The following is a 21,263-nucleotide window of genomic DNA, read 5'->3' on the forward strand; positions in this document are numbered from 1 at the left end:
ATCTTGGACAATTGGCAGAGCCCCATCGCCTCGGGCATTTCTTGGTATCAGGCAAGCGTTGGCGACCGGGCGACCTACCCTCCCCTCGACGGCTCGAAGAGCGTTGACGTTGCCATCATCGGCGGCGGCTATACCGGGCTCCAGGCCGCCTACACGCTGGCGAAAGCCGGCACGTCGGTGGTGCTGATCGAGGCCGCGCATTTTGGCGACGGCGGATCGGGACGCAATGGCGGGCAGTTGGGCACAGGCCAGCGCTCATGGCCGGAGGAGATCGAGGAGAAGCTGGGTTTCGAGCGCTCGAAAGCGCTGTTCGACATGGCCGAGGGCGCCAAGCGCTATCTGATGGATTTCGCGTCCGCCCACGGCATCGACATGGAATACGTGCCGGGACAGCTGAACGTTGCCCACAAGCGGGGATACGAACGCTACTACCAGGCCAATGCCGCAATCGCGGCCGAGCGCTACGGCTATCCGCATGTTACGTTCATGGGCGCGGAGGAAACCGCCGAGCGGGTCGGCACGACCGACTACCATTGCGGCGTGCGCGACATGGGAACCGGCCATATCCATCCGCTGAAACTTCTGATCGGATTGGCACGGGTGGCGCATGACGCAGGGGCTGCGATCCATGAGGGAACGCCGGCAACCAAGCTAACGCATTCGGGCGGCAAGACCCTGATCGAGACGCCGCGCGGCATGATTTCGGCCGCTCGGGTTCTGCTGGCCACCAACGCCTATATCGGCAATCTCGAGCCGGTGACCGGCGCGCATATCATGCCGATCGGATCCTTTATCGCGGCAACCGAACCGCTCGACGAGTTTCCGCAGGTCATTCCCGGCGGCGAGGCCGTCTGCGACAGCCGTTTCGTGGTGCGCTACTTCCGCAAGTCGCTGGACAACCGGCTGTTGTTCGGTGGCCGCGAGGTCTATACGTCGAGCAACCCGAAAGACACGGCAGAGGCCATCCGCCGCCAGATCGTCGATACCTATCCGGCGCTGAAGGATGTCCAGATCACCCATGCCTGGGGCGGCAATGTCGGGATTACCCTGCCGCGACATCCGTTCGTTCGCGAGGTGATGCCGGGCGTCACATCGATCGGCGGATACTCAGGTCATGGTGTGATGCTGTCGAATTATTGCGGCAAACTTTACGCCGATATGGTCCTGGGAAATCGCACCGAGCTCGATTATCTGCGGGACCTCGACATACCGTCCTTCCCCGGCGGGCGGCGCATGCGAAGCCCTCTTCTGTTCCTCGCGCTGACTTGGTTTGCGCTCAGAGACAGGATGTGAGACGCCTCCCCTACCGCCCAGTTGCGATTTCGGGCTAGCGTTTTTAAATCGATTAGAATATGTGTTCCACCAACTATGCGAGATGAAAGAATAGCGATGAGCAGCCAGATCATCCCAGTCGAGCCGTTTGATTGCGTCGTTTTCGGCGGCACCGGCGACCTTGCGGAGCGCAAGCTTCTGCCGGCCCTCTACCATCGTCAGATCGAAGGCCATTTCACCGAACCAACCCGAATCATCGGCGCATCGCGCAGCGCGCTTTCGCACGACGACTACCGCAAGTTCGCCCAGGACGCCCTCAAGGAGCACCTCAAGAAGGGTGAATACGACGAGGCGGAAGTCGAGAAGTTCTGCAAGCGTCTCTATTACGTGTCCGTCGATGCGAAATCGGAAGGCGGATGGGCCGAACTGAAGAAGCTGCTCGACGAGGGCAAGGACCGCGTCCGCGTGTTCTATCTCGCCGTCGCGCCTGGAATTTTCGGTGCCATTTCCGAAAAAATCCGCGATCACAAGATGATCACCAAGCAGACCCGTATCGTCGTCGAAAAGCCGATCGGCCGCGACCTTGCGTCAGCGCTGGCGCTCAACGACCAGATCGGCAAGGTCTTCCCGGAAGAACAGATCTTCCGCATCGACCACTACCTCGGCAAGGAAACCGTGCAGAACCTGATGGCGCTGCGGTTTGCCAACGCGCTCTATGAGCCGCTGTGGAATGCCAACCATATCGACCATGTACAGATCACCGTTGCCGAAGCGGTGGGCCTCGAAGGCCGCGCCGGTTACTACGATACGGCGGGTGCTCTGCGCGACATGGTGCAGAACCACATCATGCAGCTCGTGTGCCTTGTGGCGATGGAAGTCCCATCGTCGATGGACCAGGAAGCCGTTCGCGACGAAAAGCTGAAAGTGCTGCGTGCGCTGAAGCCGATCAACGAATCCAACGTTCAGCAGATGACGGTGCGGGGCCAGTACCGCGCCGGCGCTTCGGCAGGCGGCGCCGTCAAAGGCTATCTGGAAGAGCTGGAAGGCGGAGTTTCCAACACCGAGACCTTCGTTGCCATCAAGGCCGAAATCGGCAACTGGCGCTGGGCCGGCGTTCCCTTCTACATCCGCACCGGCAAGCGCCTTGCGAGCCGCATGTCGGAAATCGTCATCACCTTCAAGCCGATCCCGCACAATATCTTCGATGCGAGCGCTGGCCGGATTGCAGCCAACCAGCTGATCATCCGCCTGCAGCCGGACGAAGGCGTCAAGCAGTCTCTGATGATCAAGGACCCGGGTCCGGGCGGCATGCGCCTGCGCGAAGTGTCGCTGGACATGAGCTTTGCTGCTGCCTTCAACGTGCGCAACCCGGATGCCTACGAGCGTCTTCTGATGGACACGATCCGTTCCAACCAGACGCTGTTCATGCGTCGCGACGAAGTGGAAGCCGCATGGCGCTGGGTCGACCCGATCCTCAAGGGTTGGGAAGCCGCCGGCCAGCAGGTTCAGGGCTATACGGCCGGAACCTGGGGACCGAGCCAGGCGATTGCCCTGATCGAGCGCGACGGTCGCACGTGGCACGAGACCTGAGGTAGCCATGACCTATACGACCCACGACTATTCTGACGGCGCGGCTCTGGCAGCCGCGCTTGCCGACGAGGTGGCAAGCCGCCTCGCCGCAGCGATCTACGCACGCGATTCCGCCTGCATCGCGGTTTCGGGCGGCTCCACGCCGAAGAAATTCTTCGAGGAGCTTTCCACCCGTGAGCTTGCCTGGGACAAGGTGAAGGTGACGCTGGTCGATGAGCGCTTCGTGCCCGCCGACAGTGAGCGCTCCAACCATCTTCTGGTTGCCAAGCATCTGCTGACCAACAATGCGGCGGCGGCAACCTTTGTGCCGCTCTATTACGATGCGCCCTCGATCGAGGAGGCGGCCGTGATTGCCACGAAGGCGACGGCTGCGCTCGACAAGCCGTTCGACGTCGTGATCCTTGGCATGGGTGGAGACGGGCACACGGCCTCGTTCTTCCCGCATGGCGACAATCTTGAACAGGCGCTCGACCTTACCGGTCTTTGCCGCGTCATGACGATGAAAGCGGAAGGGGCCGGCGAAGAGCGGTTGACCTTCTCCTTCTCCAGCCTTTCGGATGCCCGCTTTCTGGCGCTGCATATCGAGGGACAGGGCAAGAAGGACGTGCTGGAAAAGGCGATCGCCGGATCCGACGAGACCGAAATGCCGGTCCGTGCGGTCTTGAACCGTGCCGCCTCGCCACTCGACATCTACTGGGCGCCGTAACACGCGTCTTACCTGGCGGCTCCTTTTGAGGGGTCGGAGCAGTAACACCAGCGATCCCGGCACTCTCCCAGACCGGGATCGACCCAAGGAGGATGAACCATGGGCGCCCATTCCGGCATCGAGGCGATCACCGCCCGCATCGTCGAACGATCGAAACCGCATCGTGAGGCCTATATCGACCGGGTGCGCCGCGCCGCATCGCGCGGGCCACATCGCACCACCCTGTCCTGCGGTAACCTTGCACACGGCTTCGCGGTCTGTTCCCCCGCCGAGAAGGACGCGCTCGCTGGCGACGTCGTTCCGAACCTCGGCATCATCACCTCCTATAACGACATGCTCTCGGCTCACCAGCCCTACGAGACCTTCCCCGCGATCATCCGCGAGGCGGCACGCGCAGCCGGCGGCATCGCCCAGGTGGCTGGTGGCGTTCCAGCCATGTGCGACGGCGTCACACAGGGGCAGCCCGGCATGGAGCTTTCGCTGTTTTCGCGCGATGCGATCGCCATGTCGGCCGGTATCGGCCTGTCGCACAACATGTTCGACGCGGCCGTCTATCTCGGCATCTGCGACAAGATCGTCCCGGGCCTGGTGATCGCGGCGCTGTCGTTCGGACATCTGCCGGCAGTGTTCATTCCGGCCGGACCGATGACGACGGGTCTGCCGAACGACGAGAAGTCGCGCATTCGCCAGCTCTATGCGGAAGGCAAGGTCGGCCGCGCCGAACTGCTTGAAGCGGAGTCCAAATCCTATCACGGCCCGGGCACCTGCACGTTCTATGGCACGGCCAATTCCAACCAAATGCTGATGGAAATCATGGGCTTCCATATGCCCGGCGCCTCCTTCGTCAATCCGGGCACGCCGCTTCGCGAAGCGCTGACGCGCGAGGCCGTCAAGCGGGCGCTGGCCATCACCGCACTCGGCAACGAGTTCACGCCAGCGGGCGAGATGATCGACGAACGCTCGATCGTCAACGGCGTCGTCGGCCTGCATGCGACCGGTGGCTCCACGAACCACACGATGCATATCGTGGCGATGGCGCGTGCCGCCGGCATCCATCTGACCTGGGAAGACATTTCGGAGCTTTCCGACATCGTTCCGCTGCTGGCTCGCGTCTATCCGAACGGACTGGCCGACGTGAACCATTTTCACGCAGCCGGCGGCATGGGTTTCCTCATCCGCGAGCTCTTGAAGACAGGCATGGTGCATGACGACGTGCGCACCGTGTTCGGCCATGGCCTCGAGGCCTACACGGTTGAAGCCAAGCTCGACGAGAAGGGCCTCGTGACCCGCCCGACGGTGCCGCAGACAAGTGGCGACCCGAAGGTTCTGGCGCAGATCGAAACGCCGTTCCAGCCGACCGGCGGCCTGAAGATGCTGACCGGCAATATCGGCAAGGGCGTCATCAAGATTTCGGCCGTGAAGCCGGAGCGCCATATCATCGAGGCGCCGGCCATCGTGTTCCACGACCAGCAGGAACTGCAGGACGCGTTCAAGCGCGGCGACCTGAACCGTGACTTCATCGCCGTCGTGCGCTTCCAGGGACCGCAGGCGAACGGCATGCCCGAGTTGCACCGTCTGACGCCGCCGCTCGGCGTGCTGCAGGACCGCGGCTTCAAGGTGGCGCTTCTCACCGACGGGCGCATGTCCGGCGCATCGGGCAAGGTACCGGCCGCCATTCACATGACGCCGGAAGCCTGCGATGGCGGGGCGATCGCCAAGATCCAAAACGGCGACATGATCCGTCTCGACGCTGTTGCCGGAACGCTTGAGGTTCTGGTGGACGCCGCCGAATTCGAGGCGCGCCTGCCTGCCAAGGCGGACCTTTCCGAAAACGAATTCGGCATGGGCCGCGAACTCTTCGCCGCCTTCCGCCGCAACGTTGGCCGCGCCGAGCACGGCGCCAGCGTGTTTTCCTGAAATAACAAAGGGCGGCCTTGAGCCGCCCCTTCAATAACTCCGACAGTGCCCACGGTCCTTGGACAGGTGGCTTACCAGGCCCGGAGATCGATCGTCATGTCGCGGTGGTTCGGATGCGTCGAGAAGACGAAGATGCGGTTCATCTCCTTCTTCGTCAGCATCTTCAGAAAGCGAACCTGAATGGTGTTGTTGGTGTTGACCCGCATCAAGAGGCAGCCGACCTTCGAGATGCGGGCGTCCGGGATGTCGAGATAGAATTGCTTGGGCAGGTGGTACTGGGTGATGATGCCGAGGAGTGCCTCGGTTTCCGAGATCTGCAGAACGTCGCAGCGGCGCTGCGCCATGTTCATCACGCCGTTCTCGGTATACTCGATCCGGGCTGCGTTCATCGTGTCATGCATCTTGAACCGCGCTTCGCGGTCGTACATGAACGACTCTTCCTTATTCAGAAAATGGCTTTTTCCAATGGGGGCCGCGGTCACGACAGTGTCTCCTATTCCAATGTCAAAAGAGTAGGGCCTGAAGTTTAACAGAGCGTTGGAATTTCATATGCGGCCCGAATCGGAGCATTAGTCACAAAATTCCGGTAAATGTAAAGTTATCCCGATCCGTCAGCGGCGATAGGTCTGGCCGTCCGCGTCGAAGAGATGCAGCTTCTGCGGATCGGCTGAAAAACGCATCGTGTCGCCTCTTTTTACGTCGATGATCCCAGGCAGTTTGGCGATGATCGGCTCCTTGGCCGACAAGCCTTCGATGTAGAGGAGCGTCACCTCCCCGAGCGCCTCGACGATGGACACCTTGCCTTCGAAGAGATAATCCTCGCCGGTCGCGATGGTCAGATCTTCCGGCCGGACGCCGAAGCTTGCGCTCTTGCCGTTCGCCCCGGTTTCGGTCGAGATCGGTACGATGACCGACTTTCCGTCGACAAGCGAAACGGTGGTCACAGCGCCGGTTTCCTTGACGGTGACGGGCATGATGTTCATCGCCGGCGAGCCGATGAAGCGCGCGACAAAGAGGTTTTTGGGGCGCTCATAGAGTTCGAGCGGTGGCCCCACCTGTTCGATGCGGCCGGCCGACAGCACGACGATCCGGTCAGCGAGCGTCATCGCCTCCACCTGATCGTGGGTGACGTAGATCATCGTCGTGTCCGGCATCTGCTCCTTGAGCCGGGCAATCTCGATGCGGGTCGCGACGCGGAGAGCTGCGTCGAGGTTCGACAAAGGCTCATCGAACAGAAAGACTTTCGGGTCACGGCAGATCGCCCGGCCAATCGCCACGCGCTGGCGCTGGCCGCCCGAGAGCGCTTTCGGCAGGCGGTCGAGATAGGGCGTGAGTTGAAGGATATCGGCGGCCGCGCGGACCCGTCGGTCGATCTCCTCCTTGCTTTCCTTGGCGATCCGCATGCCGAAGGCCATGTTGTCGTAGACGGTCATATGCGGATAGAGCGCATAGGACTGGAACACCATGGCGATGCCACGGCGCGATGGCGGAACGTCGTTGACCACCTGACCATCGATCAGCATCTCGCCGCCGGTGATCGTCTCGAGCCCGGAGATCATCCGCAGCAGCGTGGACTTGCCGCAGCCGGACGGGCCGACAAACACCACGAACTCGCCCTGCGCAATGTCCAGGTCGATGCCGTGCAGCACCTTCACCTGGCCATAGGACTTGCGGATATCCTTCAGTACGACACCGGTCATGACGTGATCCTCCCCGTTACCCTTTGTTGTCTCTTACGTGTGGCGAGCGAAATACGCCCCCCAAGGTGGCAGCTCGACACGATTGCCTTCGACACGGCTGTCAAAACCGTGGCCAACGAGCATGTCCCACTGACCGATCGGCAGGTCGGTCGCGACCTCGCCCGCACTCATGTTGAATAGGCAGAGCAGCGTCTCATTGCCGTATTGGCGTTTGTAGCCCAGCACCGTGTCATCGACCGGAAGAGACATGAACTGCCCCTTGCTCAGGGCCGGATGCAGTTTGCGGAAGGCGAGAAAGCGGCGATACTGCTCCAGCACCGAAGCCGGATCGCCATACTGGGCGCCGACGGCTTTCAGCTGGTGTTCGACCGGGATCGGCAACCATGTCTTTTCGGCCGTCGAAAAGCCGGCCTGAAGCGCCTGGGCATCCCAGACCATCGGCGTGCGGCAGCCGTCGCGGCCCTTGAATTCCGGCCAGAACTGAATGCCGTAGGGATCGCGCAGGTCGGCATAGGCGATATCGGCCTCGGTCAGGCCCAGTTCTTCCCCCTGATAGATGCAGACGGAGCCGCGCTGGGTCAAAAGAATGGCCGAGAGCATTTTTGCGTAGGCTTCACGGTCGAGCACGTCCATGCCCCAGCGGCTGACATGGCGCACCACGTCGTGGTTGGAAAACGCCCAGCAGGCCCAGCCCTCAGGCGCGGCCTCGGAAAAGGCGGTCTGCACTTCGGCCACGCGGGCGGGCGTCAGAGCGTCGGGCGCCAGGAATTCGAAGGCGTAGCACATCTGCATCTTGTCATCGCCGGACGTATATTCGCCGACGATCTCAAGGCCTCGCTGGCTGTCGCCCACTTCGCCGACGGCAGCGATTGACGGGAATTCGTCGAGAACGGCGCGGAAGCGCTTCAGGAACGCGATATTTTCCGGCCGGTTCTTGTCGTAGATGTGTTCCTGGAAATTGTAGGGGTTCACGGCGGGCGCCGTCGACGCGTTGCGGCGCGAGGGATCGAGCGCCGGATTGTCGCGCAATTGCTTGTCGTGGAAGTAGAAGTTGATCGTATCGAGGCGGAAACCATCGACGCCGCGGTTCAGCCAGAAGCGCGTCATGTCCAGCAACGCATCCTGAACCTCGGCATTGTGCAGGTTGAGATCCGGCTGCGAGGTGAGGAAGTTGTGCATGTAATATTGCATGCGGGTCGGATCCCAGTGCCAGGCCGAACCGCCAAAGATCGACAGCCAGTTGCAGGGCGGCGTGCCGTCAGGCTTCGCGTCTGCCCAGACATACCAGTCGGCCTTGGGATTGTAGCGCGAGGAACGGCTTTCGATGAACCACGAATGCTGATCCGACGAATGCGACATGACGAGATCGATCATCACCTTGAGGCCAAGGCGATGGGCTTCCGCGATCAGGCCATCGAAATCCGAAAGCGTGCCGAACATCGGATCGACATCGGAATAATTGGAGACGTCATAGCCGAAGTCCTTCATCGGCGACGGAAAGAACGGCGAGATCCAGATGGCGTCGGCGCCAAGCGCTGCGATATGCGGCAGGCGCGCGGAAATGCCCTTCAGGTCACCGATACCGTCGCCGTTGCTATCCTGGAACGAGCGGGGATAGATCTGGTAAATGACGGCGCCACGCCACCAGTCCCGATCCTTTGCTGCGTCCGTTGCTCCGGAGACTTCCGCCGAACTTGTCATCCACTATCCCTGTTGGTTCACAGACATCATCCGCCCTTGACCGACCCGGCGAGCAGGCCGCGGACGAGGTATCGCTGCAGTGCAAAAAAGACGATAATCGGGACGATGATGGTTATGAAGGCCGAAGCGGTGAGAATTTCCCATTTGCCGCCCATCGACCCCAACAGCGCGTTGAGAGAGCCGGTCAGGACCAGCTGATCCTTGCCGGTACCGAGAAATACCATGGCGACGAGAAGGTCGTTCCACGTCCACAGGAACTGGAAGATCGAGAAGGAGGCGAGTGCCGGAAACGACAGCGGAAGGACGATCTTGACGAATATCTCGAAATCGCTGGCGCCATCGACACGGGCGGATTCGATGATCTCCTTGGGCAGACCTGCAATGTAGTTTCGCAGGAGATAGATCGCGAGCGGCATGCCGAAGGCCGCATGCGCAAGCCATATCCCGACATAGGAGCGCGACGACACGCCGAACAGGTTGCCGATGTCGTTATAGAGCGTCAGCAACGGGATCAACGTCATCTGCAGCGGCACGACGATCAGCCCGACCACGAGCGCGATGATCAGCGACCGGCCGGGAAACTGCATCCAGGACAGGGCATAGGCTGCGAAGGCTGCGATCAGGATCGGGATGATGGTAGCGGGTATTGCGACCGTCAGCGAATTGATAAAGGATTGGCCGATGCCGGCGGACGTCAGTACCGTGCGGTAATTGTTGAGGGTGAAGTTCGGCGGCTGGGTGATCGAGAGATAGATGCGCTTGCCGCGCTTGTCGTCGAATGGGCCGCTCTTCACGTAGGAATAGCTGCCATCCGTGTTGACGGTGAGCTTCTCGCCGTCTCCCAGATCCGCTTCCTTGCCGGCCTCGAATTCTGTCGGTGCAGCGACCCTGGTGCCGAAGGCGACCACGCTACCGCTCTTGACGTCGCCGCCATCGAAGACGGAGCCTGATATGATGTAGTTGGGTCCGTCCTGCCGGGCGCTTGCGGGATCGCCGAGGCGTGCTGCGCTGGTTTCGGCGGCACCGGTCAGCGCCGTCCACCAGCCCGAGGAGGTGATCTGGCCGGCATCGCGGAACGAGGTGACGAGAATGCCGAGCGTCGGGATCAGCCAGATGATACAGATCACCAGAACCGAGGCATGCAGGATCAGTCTTGGAACGCCGATGCGGCGAAGGCTTGCGACAGCGCTCATCTCAATGGTCTCCCATGTCGCGGTTCGCCTGACGGATGTTCCAGATCATGATCGGCGTCACCGCCGCCATGATGACCAGCGCGATGACGGCACTTCGACCGCTGTCGCCGCCGCCGCGGAACATCCAGTCGAACATCAGGTTGGCAAGCACCATCGTGTTCCACTGGCCATTGGTCATGGTCAGAACGATGTCGAACACCTTGAGAACGAGAATAGTGATCGTGGTCCAGACCACAGCGATCGTGCCCCAGATCTGCGGCACCATGATTTTCCAGAAGATCTGCCAGCCATTGGCGCCATCGATGACGGCCGCTTCGACGGTTTCCTCAGGAATCCCGCGTAGCGCTGCCGACAGGATGACCATCGCAAAACCGGTCTGGATCCAGATCAGGATCGCCATCAGGAAGAAGTTGTTCCAGAAGGGCAGCGAGATCCACACCTGCGGATCGCCGCCGATTGCGCGGACGATCGCGTTCAGAAGGCCGATCTGCGTTTCGTTGCCGCCGCGGAATTCGTAGATGAATTTCCAGATCACCGAAGCGCCGACGAACGAGATCGCCATCGGCATGAAGATCAGGCTCTTGGCGAGATTTCCCCACCAGATACGGTCGGTGAGGACCGCGATGACCAGGCCGAGGAAGGTGCAGGCTGCCGGCACGACGGCGAGCCAGAGGATGTTGTTGAAGATCGACTGGCGGAACTGCGCGTCGAAGAAGGCCCAGCGGTAATTGGCAAAGCCGACGAAATTGCCGCCGGAACGATCGTAGAAGGACAGGATGAAGGTCGCGATGACGGGATAGACGAGATAGACGGCGAGCAGCAGGAGTGCGGGTCCGAGAAACAGCCAGGGGCGGATCGTGGCTCTACGGTTGAGATTGGCCGAAGCCTTGCGGGCATCGCCTTCCGGCACCGGAAGTGCCGCTGATAGCAGCTTGTCGGAAAGCCAGTAGTAGAGCGCGCAGGCAAAAACGCCGGCAACGACGACACCCATGGCAGATGCAATCTGAACTAACATAGGCCCTCCCCCTTTTCTGCAGTGCTAAGCAGGTCTTCCGTCGTCATATCCGGGAAATGCCAACCCTGGAAATGCCCCTCGCCCCCGCATCCACCCTTCTCCCTGTGGTCGAGGGAGAAGAGCAGTCGCGAGCACAGCCTTCGACGCGAATGACTATTTCAGGCCGTCCCAGGCCTTCTGGATATCGCCGCCCACAGCCTTTGCATCCTTGCCGCCGACATAGTCGATCATGCCGGTCCAGAAGGCGCCGGCACCGATCTTGCCGGGCATCATGTCGGATGCATCGAAGCGGAAGGTGGTGGCGGTGGTCAGCAGTTCGCCCTGCTTGCGCAGTGTGTCGTTGGCATAGGCTTCCGTCTTGGCGCCCTTGAACGGCGTGAGGAAGGAGGCCTGCGCCATCCAGACTTCATGGGCGATCGGCGTCTTCAGGAATTCGATGAAGGCCTTTGCCGCAGGCGAATCCTTGGTGATAGCAAACATCGTGCCGGCACCGAGGACCGGTGTGCCGAGTTCAGGCTTGGAGGCATAGGTCGGCAGGTAGAAGAAGTCCGCATCGACGCCCAGTTCCTTGTCCGCAGGGAAGAAGGACGGCACGAAGGAGGCCTGGTGATGCATGTAGCACTTCGGCGGGATGTCGAAGAGGCCCTTCGGGCTGTCGCGGAAGTCGGTCGAGGCAACCGCTGCAACGCCGCCCGCGACGTATTTGTCATTGCGGGCGAACTTGCCGAATTCCTCGATGGCGCCAACCACTGCCGGATCGTCGAACTTGATCTCGTTGGACACCCACTTGTCATAGGTTTCGGCCGACGACGTCCGCAGCATCATATCCTCGACCCAGTCGGTCGCAGGCCAGCCGGTGGCACCGCCCGATCCGAGACCGATGCACCACGGCACGCCGCCATCCTCGACGATCTGGTCGGAGAGCTTGATCAGGTCTTCCATCGTCTTTGGGACTTCGTAACCGGCTTCCTCGAAATTCTCCGGCACGAACCACACGAGCGATTTCAGGTCGGCCTTGAACGGGAAGCCGAAATAGGCCTCTTTGCCGTCCTTGCCCTTGTAGGTGCCGTAGCGGATCCAGTCCTCGCCGGAACCGTAATTGGTCTTGATCCAGTCGGCATTTTCCTGGCCGAGCGGCGTCAGAAAGCCCTTGGTCGCGAGATCGGCCAGAAGACCCGGCTGCGGGATGATGGCAATGTTGGGCGGCGAGCCTGCCTGGGTATCGATGACGATCTGCTGCTCGTAGTTCTCGGACGACGAGTATTTACCGTTCGCACCCGTCGCGGCATTGAAATAGGCGAGCACGCTGTTGAACAGCACCTCGTCCTCACCACGCCAAGGACCGAACAGGGTCAGGCTCTGGCCCTTCAGGTCACCATGCGCGGATTTGAAATCCTCGTAGCTTTTCCAGTTGAACTTGGCATCTTCGCCGGGCGCGAACTTCAGTTCCTGCGCACCTGCGGCACCAGCCAGCAGTGCGACGAAAGCCGTGCCGATCCAAAACGATTTCTTCATCAAAATATCCTCCCCTTTGAAGCGTAATCTACAGGGGGATTTAAGGCAGAGCCAGAGGTTTCAAGGGCGCCAGTGCAAGCAAAGCGCCTTGTATGTGATGAATGGTCCGAAATCAGAACTTTGGCGCAGGCAGCCCGGCGGCGCGATGGGCGGCGATTACGGTGTTGGCCATCAGCATGGCGATGGTCATCGGACCGACGCCGCCTGGAACCGGTGTGATGGCTGCGGCGACCTCTGAGGCCTCGTCAAAAGCAACGTCGCCGACGAGACGGGTCTTGCCCTCGCCCTTCTCCGGTGCCGGCACCCGGTTGATGCCGACATCGATCACGGTCGCGCCGGGCTTGACCCAGCTCGCCTTGACCATTTCGGGCCGACCGACGGCGGCAACCAGGATATCGGCGTTGCGGCAGACGGCGGCGAGATCCTTCGTCTTCGAATGCGCCATGGTGACGGTGGCGTTTGCGGCCAGAAGCAACAGGCCCATCGGCTTGCCGAACAGGTTGGACCGGCCGATGACCACGGCATTCAGGCCGGACAGGTCTTCGCCATGGATGCGCTTGACCAGCAGCATGGAGCCGGCCGGCGTGCAGGAGATCATGCCTGTCGTCAGGTCACCGGTGGCGATCTTGCCGGCATTGGCGATGTTGAGGCCGTCGACATCCTTTTCCGGCAGGATGGACTGGATCACCGGCTCCTGATCGAGATGTCTCGGAAGCGGCAGCTGGACGAGAATGCCATGGATCGCCGGATCGGCGTTGAGCGTATCGACGAGAGACTGAAGCGCCTCCTGCGTCGTCTCTTCCGGCAACGTGTGCTGGATCGAATTGAAGCCGCACTGCTTCGCCATCCGGCTTTTGGAGCTGACGTAAGCGTGGCTGGCCGGATCGTTGCCGACGATGACGACTGCGAGGCCGGGCTTTGCGCCGCCGGCCCGTTCGAGGCCTTGCGCTGCCTCCGTGACTGCCGAAATGACCGATGCTGCCGCCTGCTTGCCGTCGATTACCGTGACCACGTGCCATCTCCCGTTGACCGAACAGATCTAAGCCGGAGGCTACTGCCCGAACTGGCTCACCTGCGCCTAATGCTGTCGGGAGCAAACAAAAGCAAGGTCAAATCTTGATCCGGGTGACCCGTGCCGGCCCTATCGTCCCGACGCGGTGCGCAGTTCGGAGTAGGTCTGCACCCGGTCGCGCAGTTCTATCATTTCCTGTCGCAGGAGCTGCAATTCCTCGATCGCCCGGCGATCCTCATGCGAGAGTTCGGAATAGGCAAGCTCTTCCTCCCGCATCGCATGCCGGTGCGGATCCGAAATTGCGACCGCGAGAAGCGGTGGAACGGCGGCCTGATCGTAAGGCTGTCTGTGTGCCATCAGCAGTTCGCGAAGCTGAGCGGACAGCGTCAGGCCATTGGCGGCCTCGCGCTCCTCCATTTCGTGTCTGTAATCCTCGGACACGGCATCGGTCTCGACGTCCTGCGCCCAGGCGTCGGAGCCCGCACCGTGATCATATTCGTAGGCTGCTGCGATCTCTTCGGACTCATCGGTAAGATCCAGATCGGCGGCCCAACGCGCATCCATCGGCAGCGCGGCGATGTCCTCGACACCGTCCATTTCAATCGGCGCATGCTCTGCCTCGAGATGGTCGATCGCGGGCTCCGGCGACGAACGGCGTCCCATCAGCATTGCGCCGGCAGCGCCGAGAAGCAGGCCAGCCATGGCGCCGAGCCCGCTCAGCGCGTACCAGGGCAGGCCGAGCCAGACGGTCGCTGGTGCTTCGTTGGGGGTGACGGTCAGAGGCTTTGATATCTGCACCCGTGGGGCGGTGACCAGCTTGGAAGAACCGGGGCTGTTGAACCGGCCGCTCGAGTAATTGTCGCGCGCTTCCGCAACGGCCGTTTCCAGCCCTGAGAGCGCTGCGATCTCGTCAGACACCGTCTTGTCTGCGGAAAGCTGTTCCAGCTTGACGCTGAGTTCCGCGAGCTGCGCGGCGGCATGCACCTGCTGGCTGTTCAGCGACTTCACCAGTTGCTTCAACGCGTCCTGGATCGAGAGGCGCGCCTGCGCAAGCACTGCTTCGGCTGCCTGGAAACGCGGATGAAGCGGGCCGAGATCGCTGGAAAGCTGATCGACGGCAAGCTGTGCTTCCACATGCCGCTGGCGCTGATATTCGAGGCCGGTATAGTCCAGACTGTCCGGCAAAGGCTTGTTCAGAACGTCGGCGACCTTCATGGCAGAGGCCTGGCTCAGCCTGTCTTTCAGAGCGACGAGATCGCTCTCGGCCTGCTCGACATCGCGGCTCAGGTCGCGCATTTCGGAGGCCCGGCTTTTCAGTTCGGCAACCTTGTCCTTGCCGGTTCGGCTGACAAACCCTGAAAGCGCCGCTTCTGCGCGGCCAAGCGTGTCGCGAAGGGCTTCGACGGCCGGGTCGCGGCCATCGAACGCGCCGACAGACAACGCTGTCGGCACGGCATTGCCCAGCATGCCGACGATCTGGCGAGCCTCTTCAGGCTTTCCGGCCGTCGCCGCAATGCGCAGATCCGTGCTGCTTTGGTCGTATGAAATGGTGATTGCGCGGGTCAGGCGGTCGCGCAGACCCGCTTCGTCCTGCAGGGTCGTCGTCCCGGTGCCGGACAGGATTTCGTAGAGAAGGCCGGTCACGCTCTGGGGTTCGGTCGCAAAACTGCTGTCCTTGCCAAGGTTCAGGGCATGGATGAGATTGTCGATCGTGGTTCTGGCGAGAAGCTGCCCCGTCGCAGCAGATACGGTCTGCTCACTGACTGCCCCGACCTTCAGCTGCGTCTGGGCGGTAAACGTCGCCTCGCCGCTGCCAAGGAGGACGAGCGGCGCCACGCCTCCGAGGGCCGTCATCAGACCGATCCCGAGCAGCGCGGACGGGAGTGCACGCCGCGCCGGGAGGTTGTCCCGGGCGCTATCCTCGAGCAGGCTGTCGGGCTTTTCGATCTCAGAATTATCCATGGAAAGACCGTCTTGTTTCGCGGGCAGCACCGAAGCGCTCCGATTTTCTTAAGACAGTCTAAATTTCCATGGCAAAGAAAGCGTTAACGACGCGAAACCTGACCCGGCAGACGGAAGAGATCATCGTTTGCGGCAATCGTCAGAGCTGCGGAGGCAATGGCCGGCAGATGGACGAGGCGATCGAGATCCTGTGGACGGCGAAGATCGGCGATCACGAGATCAAAGCCGCCTTCGAGAGCCGACGACGGATCGACAGTCTCGAAACGGTGCCAGGGCGCATGGCGGGAGAACGCGGTGCGGAGGGGCTTGAGAACCGCCACGTCGTTGCCAACCAGGCCAATGCGGCGGTTCTTCTCGGAAAATGTCAGGAACGCCGGGACGAAGGCCGAGGCGGTGAAGCGGTCACGCAGGCCGGGGCCGAACAGGCGTGCCGATATGCCGGCCAGACGTACGCTGCCGCGAACGGGAAGCCGCGCGCGCGCAACGTTCTCACCCGTTTCTGAAAGGGTCCGATATTCGACGAGACCGCGTGAAAACGTTATGGTCGACGATGGATGTGGATCGTTGAGCATGGCCTCCGCACGCTCGAATGCGGCAGTCCAGCTCAGCTCTTCGATGCCGTTGCCCAGACCGTGCGGGACTGCCTTGAAGGCGTTGATGTGTACCGAGGCGTTCACGTGTGCTCTCCGCTCGAAAATCCAGTCGTCCTGGAGCCTAGCGGAAAGCGCTGAACCGGCTTTGAAGCCAACCGTTAAAATGCGAGTGATGTGTCGAAAAGACATGGCCGTTGAAGCGGGATGCCTGATCTGGAACGACGGATGCTCAGTGCGCCGGAGCTGCCGCCGGTGCCTCGACCTTGACGCCCTCGACGATTTTCTGGGCCGGAATGGGGTTGCTGCCGCGTCTTGCCGTGTTCGTGTCGATCGTCTCCTTCGACATATAGTCGAGCTGTTCGATCAACACGTTGGCGACGACCGTATCGCCGAGCTTGGCGTTGATGCCGTCCTTGATCTTCATGCGAAAGGCCTCCGGATCGAAAGTGCCGACGCTTTTCAGGTCGATCATCTTTTCGCCCATCAGAAGCGAGAACAGTTGGTCCGTCAGAACGACTTCCATCGGAAGCTGAACGTGCTTGGACTTCATGCTGTCGACCGAAAGCGAGATGCGGCCAAGGAAATAACCCTGCACCGCGCCATTGTTGATGACCGGCAGGCTGACCGGGTTGCCTCGCACGATCGTGGTCACGACCGCGGCTTCCGCCTCGGTCGCCACGGGCGCCTTCGACATCTGCGCAGAGACATACACGCCACCGATCGTGGCGATGCAGACCCAGAGCCCGATCAGCAGAACCTTGATCATCAGGACGTGCCGAACCGGAACTGATGTTCCGAATAGGTGCCGTCGGCGTCCATGTCCTTGACGGCGTTCTTGAGGATGTCGGCAACGGCGCGGACGGCTTCGAGATGCGCTTCGACGCGCTGGGCGTTGAGCTTCAGCTTCTTCTTCAGGCCCTGCAACTGACCAAGATAAGGTGCCGACGTTTCCTTGACGTCCGGTCCGCGGAACAGGGTCGTCAGTTCATAGAGGCAGCGGCTCTTGTGGGCGTTCGACACTTTAAGATCGAAGCCGGAGTCGCGGCCAATCCGATCATTCTCGTTATCGATGATCATCTCAAGACGGGAGAGCACGGTCTTGATGCGGTAGTCAGTGGAAACGACGTCCATATCAACCTTCTAATGTTAATTAATTTGATTTCTTGGCTGCGCCGGCGTTTTCCGACGGAGACAGGATCTGCCGCTGGAAATCAGTGATCATGCCCACCGCCATCTGGCGATCGCCTTCATCGGTCTTGGCATTCGGTGCCGTGCCACGTGCATGCTGAACCGACTGCGAGAATAGTTTTTCGGCAATACCGAAACCGCCCTGCTTGGAGACGGCATCAGCAATCTGTTCCGCCATCATGCCTTTCCAGAAATCGCCGGCGGAACCCTTGCCGAAGACTTCTTCGCTCTCAGATGGAAGCATGTTCTGGATAAACGTGGAGGCAACGCTTGCCTCGAACTTCCGGTAGGTCTCCGGAATATCCTTGTGGCGCGAAACACGGACGTTTTCGACCGTGGCGTCGGACCCGGCGGACTCTGCGGACTTGGCAGTCTGGCTTACGGCCTGGGCGAACCCCACACCGTTGGAGGCCAGCATGACGGATTGCGCCGTTGCTTCGTTTGCCTTCAGCTTTTCACGTGCGGCCTGAAGCAGGCCCGGATCTGCGGCCTGGACAACATCCAGGACAAGATCGCTCGGGGGGGAAATAGCCAATTCCAGTTCCTCATTATTTAGCGAACTGGATCATCCCTTATCAAGCTTGCTGGAAGCTGGTGTGGAGACCATCAGGCCGAGATCAACGAGATCGTACATGCGCTCGTCCTCGGCAAGCCGGCCTTCCAGCTCCTTTGCGTCGCCCATGCGCTCCTCCAGCCGGTCGCCCTTGGTCTTTTCGCGCAGGACCCGCTGTTCCTGCGCCTTCTGCTGGGCAACGATCTGCTGGCTTCGCGAAAACAGGCGTGTCAGCCGGTCGGCGTAATTCTTGGAGAACTGCTGGTGTACGGGATCGGTCGAGGACAGCGCATCGACAGTCGTGTCGATGGATTGATCGATTTCCGCCTTGCGCTGCACCGTGGTGCTGAGCTCGAACTCGGCGAGCTTTTCAAGCTGGCGCTGGACATCGACCAGGCGCCGCAGCTTGTCGGATTTCTTGTTGCCTGCCACGCGCGTCCTCCTTGGAAGCTTTGCCTACAGCCCGGTGAATACAAGCGGAAACCCGCGCACGAATTCCTCGATCATGGAGGCGATGCCGAGATAGAGAAGGAAGATACCGCCCATCAACGCATACGGCGTCGAGATGAAGTAGACCGGGATCTGCGGCGCCATCTTGTTGATCATTCCGACAGCGACGTTGAACATGATGCCGTAGACGAGGAAGGGGCTCATCAGCCTCAAGACGATCATGAACGTGGCCGACAACGTATCCGTCAGGGTGATCAGGATGCGCCGCGGATTGAGACCTTCGGCGAGCGGGATTGTCGTGTAGGAATCGACCAGCGACCTGATGACGATGTGATGGAAGTTCAGCATGAACAGGACAAGCAGGCCGGACAGGGTCAGAAGGCTGGTCAGCTGGCTTTCCGACGAATCTTCCAGCACGTCGGATCCGGGCGGACCACTGAACGAGATCGACATGGCGATGGCGGCGCCTGCAAACTGCAGGCCCGAGGCATAAAGGCGAGCGATCAGGCCGAACACGGCCCCTACGAGGGTTTCAGACGCAATCAGCAGGCCGAGACCCGCAGCGTCACCGGAAACCCTGGGGTAGATCGTATCCCAGACCATCGGCAGCACCGCCATGGACAGCGCCACCGATAGAAACAGCCGGACTTCCATGGGCAATCTGGCAGACGAGAACCCGGGCATGATCATGATGCAGCCGCCGATTCGGCAGAATGCAAGAAAGAGAGCGATGACCGTGCCCTGCGGGTCCGTTATCATGAGATCGATCCAAGTACCTTGATCTCGGTGCCCTTTGCCAGCTCGACATGCGACAGGACGGGAAGGGTTGCGAACAGCCGCTCGATGATCATGCGTACATAAGAGCGTGTCTCCGGCGACGTGACAAGTACGAAGGGCATGCCCTTGTCCATGTATTCACGGATGACTTTGCCCGCCTGTTCGCTGAATTCCTCGAGCGAGCGCGGATCGATGTCGAAATCGATGATGTCGCCCTTGGGATCGCGCTTGATTGCCTGGTGGAACAGAAGGTCCCATTTGGAGCCGAGACGCAGGACGCGAAGGATGCCGTTGTCGGCGAGATCGCCGCAGATCTGCTGGGCCATGCGGACGCGCACGTGCTCGACGAGCTGCTCGGTCTTGCGGACATGCGGCGCGAGTTCGGCGAGCGCTTCGAGGATGAGGTGCAGGTTGCGGATCGAGACGCGTTCGGCAAGCAGAAGCTTGAGAACCGCCTGAAGGCCGGAATAGGACATGTGCGACGAGCACATCTCGTCGGCAAGCTTCTTGTATTCCGGATCGAGACGCTCGATGAGGATCTTGACGTCCTTGTAGGACAAAAGCTGCGGCAGGTTGTTGCGGATGACTTCGCTGACATGGGTCAGAAGCACCGAGACGTTGTCGATCGGGTGGAAGCCTTCGCGCTTCAGATCCTCGACGAAATGCTCCAGCACCGAGACGGCCGGCATGCCGAACGTGGGTTCGCGAACCTCGTCGCCGGGAACCGACGGCTTGCGATCCTTGCCGACGATGACGAGGACTTCGCCCAGTCGCAGCGTGCTGCTGGCGACCGTCGTTCCGTGGATGCGGATCTGGTAGGACTTTTCCGGGATCTGGATATCGTCGACGACCTTGATTTCCGGCACGACGAACCCGTATTGCGTGGCAAACCGCTTGCGCATCTTGCCGACGCGGAACCCGAGTTCCTGGTGTGCGCCGAGAAGACGCGGCGAGACCTGCTTGCCGAGCGCCAGTTCGATTTCTGCCGTCTTGAGGACGTTCTTGACCGAATCCTTTTCCGATTCGCGGTTCTCGACGACCTTCTTTTCCTCGCTTTCGCGCACCCTCTGGTTCTCGGCTTCGATCTGCCTCGGAATGACCCAGCCGGCACCGGCGAGAAGGAATGCAAGCGTCATGAACGGCATGAACGGCAGGCCGGGCACCAGTGCCAAGGTCGCCATCATGCCGGCTGCGACCCACAGCGCGCGAGGATAGCCGCTCAGCTGGCCGATAACAGCTACGTCGGTGGAACCCTGGGTACCGCCGCGGGTGACGATCAGGCCGGCTGCGAGCGAAACGATCAGCGCCGGAACCTGTGACACGATACCATCGCCGACCGACAGCTTGACGAAGACGTCGGCGGCTTCGCCGATTTCCATGCCGTGACGGAAGTACCCGATGATGATGCCGCCGAACACGTTGATCGTGGTGATCAGCAGGCCGGCGACCGCGTCACCGCGTACGAATTTGGAGGCACCGTCCATGGCGCCGAAGAACGAGCTTTCTTCTTCCAGCTCGCGGCGGCGCAGCTGCGCCTCCTTCTCGTCGATGATGCCGGCGGACAGATCGGCATCGATCGACATCTGCTTGCCGGGAATGGCGTCGAGGGTGAAGCGCGCGCCGACTTCGGCGATACGCGTCGCGCCCTTGGTGATGACGATGAAGTTGACGACGATCAGGATCAGAAAGACGATCAGACCGATCACGAAATCGCCGGACATGACGAGGTTCGCAAAACCGGCGATCACGCCGCCGGCGGCGGTATGGCCCTCGTGGCCGTGCGAAAGAATGACGCGGGTGGTGGCAATATTGAGCGCCAGCCGGATCATCGTCGCGATCAGCAGGATCGTCGGGAAGGACGAGAAGTCCAGCGGCCGCTGGATCCACAGCGCCACCATCAGGATCAGAACGGAAAAGGCGATCGAAAACGCCAACCCAATATCGATCATGAAGACCGGCACCGGCAGGAACAGGATGCACAGGATGGCCATGATACCGACGGCAAAGCCGATATCGCGGCCATTCGGCGCGGCCTTCACGGGGGTAATGGACGTCTTCGTCATTGCCATATGCGGTATCTCTTCATGAGATTAGAAAGGCGCATGCTGCGCCCATGGAT

Annotated in this window: 19 protein-coding genes; 4 read left to right on the forward strand and 15 right to left on the reverse strand. The window is 61.0% G+C overall.

Features of this window, described 5'->3' with window-relative positions:
- Nucleotides 1–3: 3 nt before the first annotated feature.
- The 4 genes from ACQY1J_RS17740 (at nt 4) to edd (ending at nt 5,485) form a co-directional block, all read left to right on the forward strand.
- Nucleotides 4–1,293 carry an NAD(P)/FAD-dependent oxidoreductase gene (locus ACQY1J_RS17740; RefSeq protein WP_430250472.1) on the forward strand — a complete coding sequence of 430 codons (1,290 nt, stop codon included), beginning with the start codon at nt 4–6 and terminating at the stop codon, nt 1,291–1,293.
- Nucleotides 1,294–1,389: 96 nt separating this feature from the next.
- Nucleotides 1,390–2,862 carry a glucose-6-phosphate dehydrogenase gene (zwf, locus tag ACQY1J_RS17745; RefSeq protein WP_062453773.1) on the forward strand — a complete coding sequence of 491 codons (1,473 nt, stop codon included), beginning with the start codon at nt 1,390–1,392 and terminating at the stop codon, nt 2,860–2,862.
- 7 nt (nt 2,863–2,869) lie between these two features.
- Nucleotides 2,870–3,568 (forward strand): 6-phosphogluconolactonase, encoded by a 699-nt coding sequence (pgl, locus tag ACQY1J_RS17750; RefSeq protein ID WP_430250473.1) that lies wholly within the window; start codon nt 2,870–2,872, stop codon nt 3,566–3,568.
- A 99-nt stretch (nt 3,569–3,667) separates the two neighbouring features.
- A complete protein-coding gene (gene edd, locus ACQY1J_RS17755; protein WP_184654055.1) occupies nt 3,668–5,485 on the forward strand; it encodes a phosphogluconate dehydratase in 1,818 nt (605 codons plus the stop codon).
- A gap of 71 nt (nt 5,486–5,556) precedes the next feature.
- On the opposite strand, the gene ACQY1J_RS17760 is transcribed toward edd, so the two are convergent.
- The 15 genes from ACQY1J_RS17760 to flhA form a co-directional block, all read right to left on the reverse strand.
- The gene (locus tag ACQY1J_RS17760) at nt 5,557–5,913 is read right to left on the reverse strand and encodes a hypothetical protein (protein WP_062579133.1); all 357 of its coding nucleotides are present in this window, start codon (nt 5,911–5,913) and stop codon (nt 5,557–5,559) included.
- Nucleotides 5,914–6,096: 183 nt separating this feature from the next.
- Nucleotides 6,097–7,185, reverse strand: coding sequence for an ABC transporter ATP-binding protein (locus ACQY1J_RS17765; RefSeq protein ID WP_062579131.1), 1,089 nt, complete (start codon nt 7,183–7,185; stop codon nt 6,097–6,099).
- A gap of 33 nt (nt 7,186–7,218) precedes the next feature.
- A complete protein-coding gene (locus ACQY1J_RS17770; protein WP_430250474.1) occupies nt 7,219–8,886 on the reverse strand; it encodes an alpha-glucosidase family protein in 1,668 nt (555 codons plus the stop codon).
- Between the two features lie 26 nt (nt 8,887–8,912).
- Nucleotides 8,913–10,079, reverse strand: a complete 1,167-nt coding sequence (locus ACQY1J_RS17775; protein ID WP_113109507.1) for a carbohydrate ABC transporter permease — start codon at nt 10,077–10,079, stop codon at nt 8,913–8,915.
- 1 nt (nt 10,080) lies between these two features.
- Nucleotides 10,081–11,094 carry a carbohydrate ABC transporter permease gene (locus tag ACQY1J_RS17780; protein ID WP_430250475.1) on the reverse strand — a complete coding sequence of 338 codons (1,014 nt, stop codon included), beginning with the start codon at nt 11,092–11,094 and terminating at the stop codon, nt 10,081–10,083.
- 153 nt (nt 11,095–11,247) lie between these two features.
- Nucleotides 11,248–12,609: an ABC transporter substrate-binding protein gene (locus ACQY1J_RS17785; RefSeq protein ID WP_113109506.1), complete on the reverse strand. Its 1,362-nt coding sequence runs from the start codon at nt 12,607–12,609 to the stop codon at nt 11,248–11,250.
- A gap of 112 nt (nt 12,610–12,721) precedes the next feature.
- Complete coding sequence (gene folD, locus ACQY1J_RS17790; protein WP_430250477.1) at nt 12,722–13,621, reverse strand: bifunctional methylenetetrahydrofolate dehydrogenase/methenyltetrahydrofolate cyclohydrolase FolD; 900 nt, start codon at nt 13,619–13,621, stop codon at nt 12,722–12,724.
- 129 nt (nt 13,622–13,750) lie between these two features.
- Nucleotides 13,751–15,583: a hypothetical protein gene (locus ACQY1J_RS17795; RefSeq protein WP_430250478.1), complete on the reverse strand. Its 1,833-nt coding sequence runs from the start codon at nt 15,581–15,583 to the stop codon at nt 13,751–13,753.
- A gap of 83 nt (nt 15,584–15,666) precedes the next feature.
- Entirely contained in the window at nt 15,667–16,260 is a 594-nt protein-coding gene (locus ACQY1J_RS17800) for a hypothetical protein (protein ID WP_430250479.1), read from the reverse strand.
- 145 nt (nt 16,261–16,405) lie between these two features.
- Nucleotides 16,406–16,942 carry a hypothetical protein gene (locus ACQY1J_RS17805; protein ID WP_092661205.1) on the reverse strand — a complete coding sequence of 179 codons (537 nt, stop codon included), beginning with the start codon at nt 16,940–16,942 and terminating at the stop codon, nt 16,406–16,408.
- Nucleotides 16,942–17,307 carry a hypothetical protein gene (locus ACQY1J_RS17810; protein WP_062453786.1) on the reverse strand — a complete coding sequence of 122 codons (366 nt, stop codon included), beginning with the start codon at nt 17,305–17,307 and terminating at the stop codon, nt 16,942–16,944. Before ACQY1J_RS17810 ends, ACQY1J_RS17805 begins: the two co-directional genes overlap by 1 nt.
- Nucleotides 17,308–17,326: 19 nt before the next feature.
- The gene (locus tag ACQY1J_RS17815) at nt 17,327–17,899 is read right to left on the reverse strand and encodes a rod-binding protein (protein WP_062579116.1); all 573 of its coding nucleotides are present in this window, start codon (nt 17,897–17,899) and stop codon (nt 17,327–17,329) included.
- A gap of 30 nt (nt 17,900–17,929) precedes the next feature.
- The gene (locus ACQY1J_RS17820) at nt 17,930–18,349 is read right to left on the reverse strand and encodes a hypothetical protein (protein ID WP_062453788.1); all 420 of its coding nucleotides are present in this window, start codon (nt 18,347–18,349) and stop codon (nt 17,930–17,932) included.
- Nucleotides 18,350–18,373: 24 nt separating this feature from the next.
- Entirely contained in the window at nt 18,374–19,126 is a 753-nt protein-coding gene (fliR, locus tag ACQY1J_RS17825; protein WP_062453789.1) for a flagellar biosynthetic protein FliR, read from the reverse strand.
- A complete protein-coding gene (flhA, locus tag ACQY1J_RS17830; RefSeq protein ID WP_062454866.1) occupies nt 19,123–21,207 on the reverse strand; it encodes a flagellar biosynthesis protein FlhA in 2,085 nt (694 codons plus the stop codon). The genes fliR and flhA overlap by 4 nt, the downstream gene beginning before the upstream one ends.
- Nucleotides 21,208–21,263 lie beyond the last annotated feature (56 nt).

This window comes from Neorhizobium sp. DAR64860/K0K1, assembly GCF_050500205.1.
GTDB classification, from domain to species: Bacteria; Pseudomonadota; Alphaproteobacteria; order Rhizobiales; family Rhizobiaceae; genus Neorhizobium; species Neorhizobium soli.